The following is a 15,678-nucleotide window of genomic DNA, read 5'->3' on the forward strand; positions in this document are numbered from 1 at the left end:
AGTCCTTATTCAGCCGGTCTGTTGATCATGCCCAAAAACGCCTCTTCGCTAATGATTTTTATAGTGGCTATCTTCTTTGCCTTTTCAAACTTGGAGCCCGCGTCTTCACCCACCACTAAGTAATTCAGCTTACTGCTTACACCGGTTAAAATGGCTCCGCCGTTTTCCTCCACTATTGCCTCCGCTTCACTTCTTTTAAGCTTATGGAGTGTGCCTGTAAAAAGAAAGGTTTGCCCTGCCAGGTTGCTGCCGGTATGCAATTCTTTCTTTTCATTTTTAAGCTGTAATCCTATATCTTCCAACTGACGCAGCATTTGTATGTTTTGCTCATTATGAAAAAACTGGTATACGCTACCCGCCACTTTAGGACCCACATCTTCCAGCTCCCGTAATTGCTCAACCGTATACCGGGTATAATCCAGCAAGTGATCAACCTGCTGCGCCAGTACTTTAGCGGTTGTTTCGCCTATATAGCGTATTCCCAGCCCATATATTAACCGGTGGAGCGGTTGTTTTTTGGATGCTTCAACGGCAGCCTGCATGTTGCTTACACTTTTCTCTCCAAAGCCCTCCATTTCCCGGATTTTATCAAAAGGGAGATGATAAATGCCGGGAATATCCCTGAGGTAATCCAGGGCGTAGAATTTTCTTACCATCGCATCTCCCAGCCCCCGTATATCCATAGCATCCTTACTGTTGAAATGAATGATCCTTTCTACAATCTGTGCCGGGCAGTTATTGCTGTTGTTGCATCGCCATACCGCCTCATCTTCCGGCTTCTCCAGGGCATAGCCGCATACCGGGCAGGATACCGGAAAAGGAATGACCGTTTCGGCGCCCGTTCTGAGCTCCGGAAAGGATTTAACTACCTGTGGAATTACATCACCCGACCGTTCTATTAAAATAGTATCGCCCAACCGAAGGTTCTTCTCTTTAATATATTCTTCGTTATGTAACGAAATACTGCCTACCGTAACTCCGCCCACCTGCACAGGATCAATTTTTGCCACGGGCGTAACGGCGCCTGTTCTGCCTACCTGAAATTCTACCGTTCTCAACTTGCTGGTACCCTGCCTGGCTTTAAATTTATAGGCTATTGCCCAACGGGGATGGTGTGTAGTCATACCTAACCTTTCCTGCATGGATAGTTCATTTACTTTAATAACCATACCATCAATTTCATAAGGAAGCTCATCCCGCTGCTTTTCGAAAGCTTCGCAGTATTCAATAACGGCGGTTATGCCTTTAAACACTTTTTTTTCTTTTTCCGGGCTTCTGAAGCCCAGCTCCCACAACATTTTTAAGGAGCCGCTGTGGGTTTGTAAGGCGGAAGGCGCATCATGCTTTGGCAAAAGGTTTACATCACTTATATGATACAGGAATGCTTCTAAGTTTCTGCGGCTTACTTCTTTGGGATCTTTAATGCGCAATGAACCCGCGGCGGCATTACGCGGATTGGCCAGCCTGTCTGTACCTTCTTCTTCCAGCATATCATTATAGGCTTTGAAATGATTTTTATTCATCAGCACCTCTCCCCGTATTTCAATTTGCTGTATGCCATAAGCCGAAAAATTTGCCGATAAAGGTACCGATCTGATCTGCCGGATATTGGTAGTAATGTCATCCCCTACCACACCATCGCCCCTGGTGGCGCCCCGTGTCAGCATATCGTTTTCATATATCAGTGAAATACTGGCCCCATCAAACTTGGGTTCAACGCAATATTCCATTTCACTCAAGCCGCTCAGCTCCCTGGCTTTACGGTCAAAATCAACCAGGTCGGCCGCATTGTATGAGTTGTCGAGCGACAGCATAGGAACCAGGTGCTGTACTTTGGGGAAATCTTTGATAAGCCCTTTGGATACCCGCTGTGTGGGCGAATCTGCTGTAATGAGGTCCGGGTGTTCCTGCTCTGTTTTTTCCAGCGCTTTATACAACCGGTCATATTCGGCATCTGCAATAAGCGGGTCATTCATCACATAATAGCGGTATTCGTGAAAGCGCAGCAGGCTGCGCAGTTCATTCATTTGCGCTGCCTGAATCCCCTTATCAGTATGCTTTAAAAAAGCGGTGGTTTGCTGTTGTAAATGCTGTGTCTGTTCTTTATTATACATAGCGCATGTTTTCTGGTGTAAAAGTAGGTCAAAGCAGGATAAGCAGAACAAGCATTGAAAGCGATGGCATTATGGGCCGCTAAGAATGTTTCGTAAAAAAAGCATGTAAAAGCAAATAACTAAAGCATTTTATAATATACTTCAGACTACCCAATTCAGATGATGTGTGTATAAAGAGGGCGGTTGCCCGATTAAATTAATATCAAATTTTAATGAAGGCTCAATTTTACTGCTTGCATTATGAATACGGAAAGAAATTTGCCAGCCCTCATCACAAGTGAGGATAATTGTATCTGTTGAGTTTGGTTTTAAAATAATTTCTATAATGCGGGTAGGAAGTTTTAAGCGCGTAACTTTAAATTTTGGTTTAATCTTTTCTGCAGATTTGTTTAGCGTATTGTAAAGGTGGAATCCATAAATCTCAGTTTTCCCTGATCGCTTAATTACTTTATAAAAATCTTTATTGCCAATTAAATAACGTAAAAGATTAGCAGGAACTATTGACGGGTTCTGCCTGTCAAGCTGTATCAATTCATTCTTGAAGGCTTCAAGTACGGGTATATAAAACCTTGTATGTTTACCTGATAGGTTCCTCCAAAGTTCATGCTGTTTTTTTAATTGGCGTAACTCCTGAAATATCGGAAGCACCTTGTTGTAATACGAATCACTGCACGTTAAACCCAACCATTCTTTACCAAAATCAATCTTGTCGGAAAGTCGGGAATGTTTAACGGCTTTATGATTATTTTTAGCAGAAATACCAATTTCCCAGCTTTGAGATGATCGAAGCAAAAGAACATCTCGAACGTCTCCCTTTATTCCTTCGCTGTCCGGGGCGATTTAGTAAAGTTAAAATATCATAAGCGGAAGAAGGGCTTTCTAACTTTGGCTCCATCTCTATAATATGTTGGATTGCTGTTATAGCAGCGTGCAAATATTTTTCCTGCTCTTTTGCATCAAATAGGTCAAAACAATTTTTTGCTACCTGTAAAGAGTTATCTTCTTTCAATTCAACTGAGTGATACTGTGAAAGAAGCTCATAAGTTTTTTTAACTAACGCATATTCAAAGGCTTTTCCTGCTTCGGTTTGTGCAGCCATTCTAATAAACCGGTTGTCCTTTAATCTTGAAATCTTTGCTGAAGATCAGAATCTCTTTGGAAGTTTTCTCATTGCTCATACCGTATTTCCAGTTGGGCATAAGCATATGGAAGCCTGCATACATTTCTCTTATAACCTCACAATCGTTATATGATAATATCCAATGTTTCCGCTCTTTTAGTATCTCAGCCAATCCTGCATGATCAAAACCTTTATGCGCATCGCCATTCTTACCATATAAAGAACTTTCAATAAGATAGGGCGGATCAAGGTAGGTAAATGTATGCGGATGCCCGGCAAGCGCATGTTTAAAGTCGCCCTTTTTAATGATAATATTAGGGTTGTAAAATTTTTTGAGCCGCTCAATTGCCGTTTCTGTAAACCGGGGATGATCCGGCGACATGCCCCCCGAAAGAGTGGAGCCCGAAAAAGAAGAGCGGTTTAATACATAATATACCGCGGCTCTTTGTAACTTGGTTTTGAAGCGGGTTTGTGCTTTCTGCAGTTCATAAAAATCATGTTTGGGAAGGGGAAAGTATTTTTCAACTTCACCGGCTAACTCCCGCGGCTTTGTAAATACACATTGCCAGAATTCTACAAGCGGAGGAAAAATATCATAACCATATACCCTGGTTCCTTTTGCCGCTATAGCCAGTTCTATAGAACCGCCACCGAAAAAGGGCGATAAGAGTTTGTTGAGCTGCTTTGGGAAAAATTGAGTAATAAAATCAACCCCTCTTGTTTTCCCTCCCGGATAGCGTAAAAGGGAACGGTTACTATAATTATTATATGGCTGATTGTCTGAACACTCGGTTGTATCCAAACTTGTTTCCCCTGTTGTTATACTACGCATCGCTATCCAAATGTTATTCTAATATAGAAAAGTCCATATTCAAATATAAACAGCAAAGGCGACAACTTTACAAAAGTGTCGCCCTTGCCTGTATTATCTTGCAGAACTAATAGTATTATTGTTTACGGCTTTTGCCCCAGGTGCTTCATAAACCGGTAATGCGATGCTACCGCCGCACCAAGTGAAGGATAATAGATGTACTCCAAATCAAACTGCTGGCAGGTTTGCTGTACTATTTTACTAATGGCGGGGTAGTGTATATGGCTGATGCGGGGAAACAGGTGGTGCTCAATCTGGAAGTTCAGTCCGCCAACAAGCCATGAAAGGAATTTATTATCTGCCGCAAAATTGGCTGTAGTTTTTACCTGGTGAATGGCCCACTCATTTTCAATTTTTTTAGGTTCCATGCCTGCCACTTCAAATGATGCGTCTTCTACCACATGCGCCAGTTGAAACACCACCGCAAGCGTTAATCCCAAAACAAAATGCATCACCAAAAAGCCTAATAACCAGGGTTGCCAGCCCAATACCACTATGGGAATAACGATGGTAATAGCAATATACAGCAACTTGGATATCCAGAAAGTAAGGTGCTCCTGCAGGTCCATCGGCTTTAATGGCGTGGTGTATACTTTGCGGGTTACATATTTTATATAATCTGTAATAAACAACAGGAAAAGGGAGGTAAATCCATAAAGAAAAAACATATAAAACTGCTGGTAACGGTGAATGGGTTTCCAGGGCTGTGTGGAACATTCACGCATAAAGGGCATGTTATTGATGTCGTCATCAATACCATCAATATTAGTATAGGTATGATGTACGATATTGTGTTTCAGTTTCCATAAAAAAGCATTGCCTCCCAGCGCGTTCATGCTTAAGCCAAACAGGTCATTTACCCATTTGCGTGTGGAGTAGCTGCCGTGGCAGGCATCGTGCATAATATTAAACCCAATGCTGGCGAGTGTAAACCCGAATAAGCCGCTCAGCAATATGCCTGTAAACAGGTTAAGGGGAAGCAATAACAGGGAAAGATAAATCAGTATGGCGGCCGGTATAAGTACAGCCGATTTCAGATACAATTTCCAGTTACCGGTTTTGCCGATATTATTATCAATAAAGTATTGATCTACGTTTGCTTTTAGCGCATTAAAGAACACTTTGTTCTTATTGTTGAAAGTTACCTTGTACATTTATTTAGTTTTTCCTGTTGTGTATGGTAGGTGCATACCGTGCAATTAATGAATAACGTTTGTTGGGGGAATAAATTTCAAAATCTATCTCACCTTTTCTCCTCTTGCTCAATTAAATAATTAAATATCGATTTTACAGGCGGATGGGCAAAGGTACAGCTTTTATGGTGAAAAGAATACTAATTCATCTTAAACGGAACGATCATGTCAAATACGGGTATCTTAACATCGAACTGCTTTTTGGAGGCAATATTTTCCATGACATAGATGCCATACATTTTACCCATTTCCGTACGCAGGTTACAACCACTTACGTACTGGTATTGTTCGCCGGGATTAATTTGAGGCTGAACGCCTACTACGCCTTCCCCCTCTACTTCCCGCTGGGTGCCATTGCTGTCAAAAATATACCAGTGCCGTCGCAGCAACTTTACAGGATATGCATTATTATTCTGCAGGGTAATGCGATAAGCAAACATAAACTCACCGCTTACGGGATTACTGTAATCCGGCTGGTAGAATGTTTCAACCGTTACTGTTACCCCTTCCGTTACTTTTGATGCCATTGCCTTACCAAAGTTTGGCTTAAAAGTAGCAAAAAACAATGACAGCCTGCGGAATTAATGAGAATTTTCTATATGCAACCAAATCCGGTTTACCTTTACAGCAAAATCTGATGTATTTTTTGATTCATATATAGTAATATTAAATCCTTGTAATCATGAAAATTGCCGTAGCCAAAGGTGATGGAATAGGACCGGAGATAATGGATGCCACTTTAAGCATATTTGAAGCCAATAAAGTACCGCTCGAATATGAGTTGGTGGATATGGGAAAATGGGTTTTTGATAAAGGCTTTTCAAACGGAATGACGCCGGAAGCTAAGCTAACCATAGAAAATCTTGGGCTTTTGTTTAAAGGACCAATGGAAACACCCAAAGGCAAAGGAGTGAAAAGCATTAATGTAACTGCCCGGAAAACCTGGAACACTTTTGCGAACAAAAGAGTATTTCAAACATTACATGGTGTTGATACCGTGTTTTCAAAGGCGGGAATACCCATTGATATTACGGTGGTTAGAGAAAATATTGAAGATACGTACGGCGGCATTGAACATATGCTTACCCATGATGTGGCGCTGAGCCGCCGCTTTATTACCCGCCCGGGAAGTGAACAGGTGATCAGGTATGCTTTTGAAATGGCGAAGCTAAAAAAAGCCAGGCGTGTGAGTTGCGGTCATAAAGCCAATATTATGAAAATAACAGATGGCTTGTTCCTGGAGTGTTTTTATGATGTGGCAAAAGCCTATCCCGAGCTGAAAGCGGATGATATTATTGTAGATGATCTTTGTATGAAATTGGTAACCCAGCCCGATGCTTTTGACGTGTTGGTGCTTACTAATTTGCAGGGTGATATTGTATCGGATCTGTGTGCAGGACTGGTAGGGGGATTGGGCTTTGCGCCTTCCGCCAATATAGGCGACCATATCTCCATTTTTGAAGCGGTGCATGGTACCGCGCCAGATATTGCGGGCAAAAACATAGCCAATCCTACCGCTTTAATATTAAGTGGCATATCTATGTTGCTGCACCTGGGCCTAACAGAGAACGCGGGGATAATAGAGAACGCACTGCTGTATACTTTAGAAAGCGGTGTACATACCGGCGACTTTGGCGATAAATCCACGCCTGCTGTAAATACAACGGAATTTGCCCGTGCTATCATAAACAATCTCGGTAAAAAACCGGAATTTAACGCAAAACCCGTTATCACTAATAAACCCGGCACGCCCGCTCCTTTTAAACTGCAGCAAAATGCCATGATGGTGTCAAAAGAAACCGGCGATGAAAATATTGTGGGCGTAGATATGTTCATAGAAAGTGATGAACAACCGATGACTATTGCTACTAAATGCCAGCGGCATGCCGGGGTTAAATTTAAATTAGTAAACATCAGCAACCGCGGCACCCAGGTATGGCCTACCGGTTCGGTATACACGAACCTGGTAAATTTATATAATGTACGGTTTGAAAGCCTTGATCAAGAACCGCTTACCCAGCAGGATGTGCTGGGGCTTTATGTGAGCCTGAGCGGCAATTTTAAAATATGCTCATCCGAATTACTCAATATGTGGGGCGATAAAAAAGCGTATAGCCTGGCGCAGGGACAGTAAGGAAAGCGGAGTAGTGAGCGGTCCTGATACCTGACACTTCATACCTCATACCTCCCCCAACGTTAAACAAGGTTAAAGGTTTTTATGGCTTCCCGCTGTAAACCGGTGCATTATGCGGGCTGCACATTTTATGATTAAACTTTGAAAAGAATGAAGAGTCTATCCGGTATCACTAAACAATTGATACATGAAAAAGATTGCACTGGGTATACTGGCACTTGCATTAGCCTTTCCGGCTGTTTATGCACAGGAAAAAACCAACAAAGAGGTTAACAAAGAAACTAAGGTATACCGCCACCATACCGGTAAACATAAAAGGCAGCACGATGGGGCGTATAAAAAACTAAATCTTACCCGGGAACAGCAGGATCAGTTAGCGGTAATAAACAAAAACTACCGGGCAGGCATAGCCGATCTTAAAAGGCAGGAAGCCACAATTACAGTAAAAGATTATAAGGCGCAGATGCAGGCGCTGAATAAAAAACGCCGCGGTGAAACAGATCATGTTTTTACCAAAGAGCAGAAAGACCAGTTGCGCCAGATGAGGACCCGGCAAAAGGAAAAACTTACGGCTGATGGAAGGGCAGAAAAAATGAAAAAGATGGAAGGATTTAAAAGAGGTGGAAATCGAAGCAGAATGTCTAAATAAAAAAACAGGTAGCAAAAGGGTATAGCGTAACCGGTATCGTACGATGCCGGTTATTTTTTTGTATAGGAAATATCCCTGTTTTAATTTATGCCTCTTTCCTTTAAAATAGTATTCAGCCAGCGAAGCATGGCAAAACAGGCTGCGGCCGCGGCGATCAACAAAGCAAAATTGAGCCAGAAATAATTAGCTTTATGATCATAATCATCCCACATGGTTGCCAGCACGCCCGATAGTTTATTACCTATCGAAGTAGAGAGAAACCATCCTCCCATCATTAACGCCGTTATTCGGGCGGGACTTAGTTTGGATACAATGGATAACCCCATCGGACTTAAAAACAGTTCGCCAACCGTAATCACGCCATAACTTGCGATCAGCCACCAGGTACTGGCCTTTTCTGCTCCGTTATTACTTGCATACACCGCGCCAACCATTACCAGGGCCGATAGCGCCGAAATAAAAAGCCCCCATGTGATTTTTGTTGCTGTTGAGGGTTCCCGGTTCCTTTTCCGGAGCCAGGTAAAAAAAGCAAGGATCAGCGGTGTAAAAATAATTACCCATCCCGGATTCATGGACTGGCTGAGATTGGTGGCCCATACACTAATACTGCTGCCTGGTTGGGGTAGGGATTCGGGTTTTATGTTTTTAAAATAGGAGGAGTAATCATAAGTACGGATGATCTTTCCATCTTCCTTTTGTAAACGAAACTGTTCATCATATAAGGGTACGGAATCTTTTGTATAAGCGATTTGCTGTGAAAACCTTAATGTTTCAAAAACCTTTTCCGGGGCGCCTTTTACCTCGCGGTTGGTATACCGGTCGGCCCAGGTGTTCAATGCGGAGCCGTTTTGTTTAAATACCGCCCAAAATAAAATCACTACCGCAAATATGGCCAGCAAAGCAAGTATGGGCCGCTTCTCTTCTTTTGCCGCTGTAGCATACAATGAGGTATAAAAGTAAATAACGGGCAGGCAGGCAAAAATAAATGCATCGGTAGAAGATGAGCCGAATAAAGCGGTGTTCCACATTAATCCGGGCAGTAGCCACCCTGCCGCGCCGAAAATAACGGATGGCAAGAGGATAAGCAGAACGATCCGGGTGAACGGCATATCGGTTGGCTGCGCACTTTTTTTAATATCAAAAGCGGTATAATGTTTTGTGCCCGTTAAAAATACAAGCACGCCAATAAACATACCTATACCGGCTGCAATAAAAGCATAACTCCATCCCATCATAACATAAAGTGCCGCTCCAAAAAAATTACAGATAAACGCGCCTATGTTGATGCCCATATAAAAGATGTTGTAGCCTTCATCCTTCTGTGCTTTATAGACCGGGGTGGAATATACATTTCCAAGAAGCGTAGAGATATTGGGCTTAAAAAAACCATTACCCGCAATTACCAGGGTCATGGAAATATACAGCGTTGTTATATCATGAACAGCCATCAGGCAGTAGCCCACGCCCATCATTAAGCCACCAATGATAATAGATTTCCTGTAGCCCAGGTAGCGGTCGGCTATTAATCCGCCTAGGAATGGCGTAAAAAATACAAGGGCTATAAAAGTTCCGTATAAATCGGCCGATTCGGCTTCCGTCATGCCGTAACCGGTTTTTACATCCTTAAGATATAAGGTAAAAATGCCGATCATCAGGTAATAGCCAAACCGCTCCCACATTTCCGAAAAAAATAAAAAAGGGAGTGCTTTGGGATGATTTTTCCACATATGCCAGTGTTGAAGTTTATAGTGCTGCGCTAAACGAGAAACCTGCCAGCTCTGCCTACCCGACAGGCAGCAGGCTGGCGTGAGAAGTGAAACACCTCCTTCACCTTTCTCCCCGTCCGAATGGCCCGCCAGGCGGGCTCTCACTTTTCACCATAAAATACAGATATTATTTGTTTGACTTAATATATAGTATTGCGTGAAAAAAAAGGGCTTAATTATTGATCCTGGTGCATCATATATTGCAATCTTTTAGTGAGAAAAAATAATAGCAGAGATGCAATACCTGCCATAAATACAAACAACATAAAAAAGTCGTGCATATCGTGCATTTGGTAGCCTAAAAAAGAAGTGGTTTTTCCGGCTTCGGGATAGAGGGCGCTTAGTACTCCTGCAAGCTTATTGGCAGCGGCATTGGCCAAAAACCATACTGCCATTAATAAAGAAGCAAATTTGAAAGGAGCTAATTTATTAACTAACGACAAGCCTATGGGCGACAGGCACAATTCGCCCCAGGTATGTAACAAATACATGCCTGTAAGCCATATCATACTTACTTTAATGCCGGGCTGCACATTTTTTACCCCAAAAGCTATCCATAAATAGCCCAGCGCCAGTAATGCTAATCCTATGGCCATTTTAGTAGGCGAACCGGGGTCTCTTTTACCAAGCCTGAGCCATAGCCATGCAAACAGCGGGGCAAATGCAATTACAAAAATAGAATTGAGCGATTGAAAAAAACTGGCCGGAATTACAAAAAAGCCCATATCCCTTTGTGTTTGTTCCTCCGCAAAAAAAGTAAGGGAGGCGCCGGCCTGTTCAAATGCACTCCAAAAAAAGATAACAAAGAAGGCGGTAATAAAAATTACGCCTATACGCTGCTTTTCAATACCGTTTAACGCTTTGTCGGAAAAAATAACAAACGCAATAAACAATACGGCGGCAATAAGTAAATAGGTAAGATAGCTGACCACCCTGGCATCTACATAAAGCAGGCCGATCATTAAAAAAGACATTAAAACCAATCCTCCCACAACAACAAAGGGTTTAGTGGCAATTTTGGGCGATTCTTTCGGCACCAGTCCCAGCACTTTGCCCTCAGGATTCAATACATATTTGTGATGAAATAATTTTTGAACAAGTACACTCAAAAGCATACCAATACCCGCAACCAGGAATGCCCATTTAAAGTCTGCAGGATTTCCCGTATCGCCTACCAGGCCACATATAAAGGGTCCAATAGCCCCGCCTACATTAATACCCATGTAAAAAATAGTATAGGCTGCGTCAATCCTTCTGTCTCCTTTAGGATATAATTGCCCTACAAGAGAAGAAATATTAGGTTTGAAAAAGCCATTACCGGCTATCATGAAGCCAAGCCCCGAAAAAAACAGGAAAGCCGAAAGCTGGGGAGAGCTTTCATATAAATGACCACAAAAAAACAATATAAACTCACCGGCAGCCATTACTAATCCGCCTGCAATAATAGACATCCTGTTGCCCCAGTAACGGTCGGCAATATAGCCGCCCAGTAAGGGCGTTAAATAAACAAGGCTCGTGTAACTTCCATACAGGTTGGAAGCAAACGCTTTATCAAAAAGGAGGGCTTTAGTCATAAACAGTACTAAGATGGCCCTCATGCCATAATAATTAAACCGCTCCCACATTTCGGTAGCAAACAAAACGTATAATCCTTTGGAATGCCCTTTTGTAGCTGTTTGGTTCATTCAGCGATGATTTTTGTGGATGAATGTTTCCGGTCTGCAGCCCAATATAATGCATATTTTGAGACAGCTATTACTTAATACCGCTCCGTTTATAAAAAAAATAAAGTTTTAAATCACTATCGTTCTATTTTCGCAACTCTTTATTATAAGTTTACTGATATGAATATTTTACTATTAGGCTCGGGCGGACGCGAACACGCTTTTGCCTGGAAACTCAGCCAAAGCAACCGGTGTACCCAATTATTTATTGCCCCCGGCAATGCAGGTACCAGCCTGTGCGGAACCAATGTGGAACTGGCGGTTACTGATTTCAACGGAATCAAACAATGTTGTGTTGAGCATAGTATTGGAATGGTGGTAGTAGGGCCCGAAGAGCCTTTAGTGAAAGGCATTTATGATTACTTTAAAGAGGATCCTGCTATTCAGCATATCCCGGTAATAGGACCCTCAAAAGCCGGCGCCAATTTAGAAGGTAGTAAGGCTTTTGCCAAAGCATTTATGCAGCGGCATGGCATTCCTACCGCCGCGTATAAAGAATTTGACGCGGGCAATTATGAAGAGGGCATTAGCTACCTGCAATCGCATGCCACGCCTATTGTGCTGAAAGCAGACGGGCTGGCAGCAGGTAAGGGAGTGATCATTTGCCAGAATCACGTGGAAGCGATGGCGGAATTTGAGCTGATGATACAGCAGGCTAAATTTGGCGATGCCAGTAAAAAAGTAGTGGTAGAAGACTTTCTTTCAGGGATAGAATTAAGCGTATTTGTATTAACCGATGGAGAGAATTACGTGCTGCTGCCGGAAGCTAAAGATTACAAACGTATTGGCGAAGGAGATAAAGGACTTAACACCGGTGGCATGGGCGCTATTAGCCCGGTTCCTTTTGCGGATGAAACTTTTATGCAAAAAGTAATCAGCACCATCATTGATCCTACGATCAGCGGACTAAAAAAAGAGCAGATTGAATATGCCGGGTTTATCTTTTTTGGAATAATAAAGGTAGGAGATGAGCCTTATGTAATTGAATATAATTGCCGTATGGGCGACCCCGAAACAGAGGCTGTACTGCCCAGGTTAAAAAATGACCTTGTAGCCTTATTTGAAGCAACAGCCGGGCAGCGGTTGCACGAAATAAAGCTGGAAACAGACAGCAGGCATACCGTAACGATAGTAGCGGTAAGCGGGGGATACCCCGGTGAATATGAAAAAGGCCTTCCTATTGACGGGCTGGATTTGCTGCAGGAAGATGACGCTTTTGTATTTCATGCCGGTACCAAACAGGAAGAAGATAAAACGGTTACCAATGGCGGAAGAGTACTGGCGGTAACTTCTTTTGGAAATACTTTGCAAAAAGCGGTTGAAAAATCAAGAGCCATCCTTGATATTGTTCAGTTCGATGGCATGCATTTTCGTTCGGATATTGGATATGAATTTTATTAAACCAGCATTACCTGGCGGCTAATTATGTATATAAGCCGCCACGGAGCAACATTACGGTTATGGAAATGGCAATTATCGGGCAATGACCGTAAATATGAAAAAAAATTATTTCCCTCAAAGTCAATAAAAATCAAGGTTTTGCCGTTGTATTTCAAATTATTTACAACAACTTTGCAAACATTATTTTAGAACCACATTTCTCCAATATCAATTATGGGTCTTTTCAACTGGTTTACACAGGAAATTGCTATAGATCTGGGAACGGCTAATACCCTTATTATTCATAACGATGAGATAGTAGTAAATGAACCGTCTATTATAGCATTAGACAGGAACAATCCTAAAAATGTACTTGCGGTGGGTAAGAAGGCATTGATGATGCATGAAAAAACCCATGAAAGTATACGCACCATACGACCTTTAAAAGATGGTGTAATAGCCGATTTTAACGCAGCAGAACTAATGATAAGGGAATTGATCAAAATGATTTACCCCAAGAAGCCCCTTTTTCCACCAAGCTGGCGGATGATGATTTGTATTCCTTCAAGCATTACAGAGGTAGAAAAGCGTGCGGTAAGAGACAGTTCTGAGCAGGCGGGCGCCAAAGAAGTATATTTATTACATGAGCCCATGGCCGCAGCCCTGGGAATAGGTATAGATGTAGAAGAGCCGGTAGGAAATATGATCGTTGATATTGGTGGCGGAACTACAGGTATTACGGTTATTGCCCTGGCAGGTATTGTTTGCGACCAGTCTATCCGTATTGCCGGCGATGAGTTTACAGCCGATATAATGGAAGCGCTGCGCCGTTACCACAGTTTGCTGATTGGTGAAAGAACGGCAGAACAGATAAAGATACAGATAGGGGCCGCTATGAAAGACTTAGACAATCCGCCGGACGACCTTCCGGTTAACGGGCGCGACTTAGTAACAGGTATACCCAAACAAATTATGGTAAGCTACCAGGAAGTAGCTGAGGCTTTGGATAAAAGTATTTTTAAAATTGAAGAAGCTATTCTTAAAGCATTGGAAACCACTCCTCCTGAGCTGGCTTCCGATATTTACCGCAGGGGAATTTATATTACCGGCGGTGGAGCGCTTCTTCGCGGATTAGATAAAAGGTTAAGCCAGAAAATTAAGTTACCCGTGCATGTAGCCGATGATCCTTTAAAGAGTGTGGTAAGAGGAACGGGCATCGCCCTTAAGAATTATCAACGCTATCCCTTTGTAATGAGATAAATAGCCACTATTGCTGATTCTACACCTCCGCTGCAAAAAATTTTGGCGGTATTCAAATGGTAGCATTGTAAAAACACAACGAAGTGCGAAATGTTTTTCTTTTTGTCAGACGTTATTTTAATTTCCTCTTCTTCATTATAATGCAGGCGGTTGCCCTGTATATGCTGTTTCAATACAACAGGTTTCATGAAGCGGCATTTATGGGTGTTGCAGGCGAAGTAACCGGTAAAATAAGCAAGCAATACAATACCATTGAGTACTATTTTCAGCTCAAAAAAACCAATGAACTGCTTATTGAAGAAAATCAGAAACTGCGTAATTTATTAAAAAATGATTTTCTTCCGGCAGATACAGCCACTGAATTTGTAGTAGATTCCATAAAAGTAGATTCACTGGAGCAATACCGGCGTTATTTATATTTCCCCGCCAAGGTCATTAATAACTCCGTTACTTCCCAAACCAATTATTTAACAATCAGCAGGGGCTTCAACCAGGGGCTCAGCAAAGATATGGCAGTGGTAAGCCCGTCCGGGATTATTGGAACCATTGTTAATGTAAGCGCAAATATGGCTACCGTAATGAGCCTGCTGCACCGGCAAAGCCGCGTAAGCGCCAGTTTATTAAAAACCGGGGAAACGGGCAGTGTGGAATGGGATGGTAACGACCCGCAACTGCTTACTTTCCGGAATATTCCTAAATCGGCTCCTGTACAAAAAGGCGATACGGTTATAACCGGCAGGTATTCTGCTTTTCCCCCGGGCCAACCGGTAGGTGTAATTGTAGATGTGGAAAGCCAGGAAGGCAGTAATTTTTATGTGCTGAAACTAAAGCCTTCTACCAATTTTTTTAATGTTCAATTTGTATACGCGGTAAAAAATTTACAAAAGGAAGAACAGGACGCTTTGGAAAAAGCAACACACAAACAGGAGTAAAAGATGAGCGAGCTGCTGAAAAATATTATCCGTTTTGTTATTTTTATTTTATTCCAGGTGTTTATCCTGAATAAAATACCGCCATTACACCAGTTCATTACGCCTTACCTCTATTTTCTTTTTATACTGTGGCTGCCGTTTAAAATACCGCGGCTTTCCTTAACCATAGTGGGCTTTATGTTTGGGCTTTGCCTCGATTTTTTTACTAAAACGCCCGGACTGCATGCTGCCGCCTGCACATTAATGGCTTACATGCGTCCCTTTATGATTAATATTCTTATTTCGAAGGAAGATTCAGACTATAACTATCTTGCCCCGGCGCCTTCCAGCATGGGATGGTCCCCGTATATCGTTTATGTGTTGGTACTGGCTTTTATCCATAATGTCTACCTTGTTTTCCTGGAGTGGTTGCAGTTTGCTAATTTTTGGTACTTCTTAGGCAAGGTTATAGCTACTACAGGCGTTAGCTTTTTATTGATAATGATTACAGAAATATTATTTTACAGGAAACAGAAGTTCAGGACAAATATATAGG

The 15,678-nt window shown here is 42.3% G+C and carries 14 protein-coding genes; 6 read left to right on the forward strand and 8 right to left on the reverse strand.

From position 1 onward, the window contains the following. Positions 1-5: 5 nt before the first annotated feature. The 6 genes from ligA to apaG all read right to left on the reverse strand — a co-directional run bounded on the left by ligA (position 6) and on the right by apaG (position 5,825). Positions 6-2,114 (reverse strand): NAD-dependent DNA ligase LigA, encoded by a 2,109-nt coding sequence (gene ligA, locus VL121_RS17300; protein WP_325407679.1) that lies wholly within the window; start codon positions 2,112-2,114, stop codon positions 6-8. A 141-nt stretch (positions 2,115-2,255) separates the two neighbouring features. Then, positions 2,256-2,906 (reverse strand): HaeIII family restriction endonuclease, encoded by a 651-nt coding sequence (locus VL121_RS17305; protein WP_325407681.1) that lies wholly within the window; start codon positions 2,904-2,906, stop codon positions 2,256-2,258. Beyond that, positions 2,863-3,213: a HaeIII family restriction endonuclease gene (locus tag VL121_RS17310; protein WP_325407683.1), complete on the reverse strand. Its 351-nt coding sequence runs from the start codon at positions 3,211-3,213 to the stop codon at positions 2,863-2,865. The genes VL121_RS17305 and VL121_RS17310 overlap by 44 nt, the downstream gene beginning before the upstream one ends. A 1-nt stretch (position 3,214) precedes the next feature. After that, a complete protein-coding gene (locus VL121_RS17315) occupies positions 3,215-4,066 on the reverse strand; it encodes a DNA adenine methylase (protein ID WP_325407685.1) in 852 nt (283 codons plus the stop codon). A gap of 122 nt (positions 4,067-4,188) precedes the next feature. Continuing rightward, positions 4,189-5,259 (reverse strand): fatty acid desaturase family protein, encoded by a 1,071-nt coding sequence (locus VL121_RS17320; protein WP_325407687.1) that lies wholly within the window; start codon positions 5,257-5,259, stop codon positions 4,189-4,191. A gap of 179 nt (positions 5,260-5,438) precedes the next feature. After that, positions 5,439-5,825, reverse strand: coding sequence for a Co2+/Mg2+ efflux protein ApaG (apaG, locus tag VL121_RS17325; protein ID WP_325407688.1), 387 nt, complete (start codon positions 5,823-5,825; stop codon positions 5,439-5,441). A gap of 155 nt (positions 5,826-5,980) precedes the next feature. Between apaG and VL121_RS17330 the strand changes: the two genes are divergently transcribed. Together VL121_RS17330 and VL121_RS17335 are read left to right on the forward strand one after the other, a co-directional pair. Beyond that, positions 5,981-7,432 carry an isocitrate/isopropylmalate family dehydrogenase gene (locus tag VL121_RS17330; RefSeq protein ID WP_325407690.1) on the forward strand — a complete coding sequence of 484 codons (1,452 nt, stop codon included), beginning with the start codon at positions 5,981-5,983 and terminating at the stop codon, positions 7,430-7,432. Between the two features lie 187 nt (positions 7,433-7,619). Then, positions 7,620-8,081: a hypothetical protein gene (locus VL121_RS17335; RefSeq protein WP_325407692.1), complete on the forward strand. Its 462-nt coding sequence runs from the start codon at positions 7,620-7,622 to the stop codon at positions 8,079-8,081. A gap of 80 nt (positions 8,082-8,161) precedes the next feature. Here VL121_RS17335 and VL121_RS17340 read toward each other — a convergent pair whose 3' ends face one another. After that, positions 8,162-9,808, reverse strand: a complete 1,647-nt coding sequence (locus VL121_RS17340) for a peptide MFS transporter (RefSeq protein ID WP_325407694.1) — start codon at positions 9,806-9,808, stop codon at positions 8,162-8,164. 215 nt (positions 9,809-10,023) lie between these two features. Further along, positions 10,024-11,532, reverse strand: coding sequence for a peptide MFS transporter (locus VL121_RS17345; RefSeq protein WP_325407696.1), 1,509 nt, complete (start codon positions 11,530-11,532; stop codon positions 10,024-10,026). Between the two features lie 159 nt (positions 11,533-11,691). Between VL121_RS17345 and purD the strand changes: the two genes are divergently transcribed. From purD to mreD, 4 genes are all read left to right on the forward strand, one after another. Beyond that, a complete protein-coding gene (purD, locus tag VL121_RS17350) occupies positions 11,692-12,972 on the forward strand; it encodes a phosphoribosylamine--glycine ligase (protein WP_325407698.1) in 1,281 nt (426 codons plus the stop codon). 213 nt (positions 12,973-13,185) lie between these two features. Then, positions 13,186-14,211, forward strand: coding sequence for a rod shape-determining protein (locus VL121_RS17355; RefSeq protein WP_152268270.1), 1,026 nt, complete (start codon positions 13,186-13,188; stop codon positions 14,209-14,211). Positions 14,212-14,294: 83 nt separating this feature from the next. Continuing rightward, positions 14,295-15,143: a rod shape-determining protein MreC gene (mreC, locus tag VL121_RS17360; RefSeq protein WP_325407702.1), complete on the forward strand. Its 849-nt coding sequence runs from the start codon at positions 14,295-14,297 to the stop codon at positions 15,141-15,143. A 3-nt stretch (positions 15,144-15,146) separates the two neighbouring features. Further along, positions 15,147-15,677, forward strand: coding sequence for a rod shape-determining protein MreD (gene mreD, locus VL121_RS17365; protein ID WP_325407704.1), 531 nt, complete (start codon positions 15,147-15,149; stop codon positions 15,675-15,677). The last annotated feature ends 1 nt before the right edge of the window (position 15,678 follow it).

It is taken from the genome of Agriterribacter sp., assembly GCF_035497235.1.
Lineage (GTDB): Bacteria > Bacteroidota > Bacteroidia > Chitinophagales > Chitinophagaceae > Agriterribacter.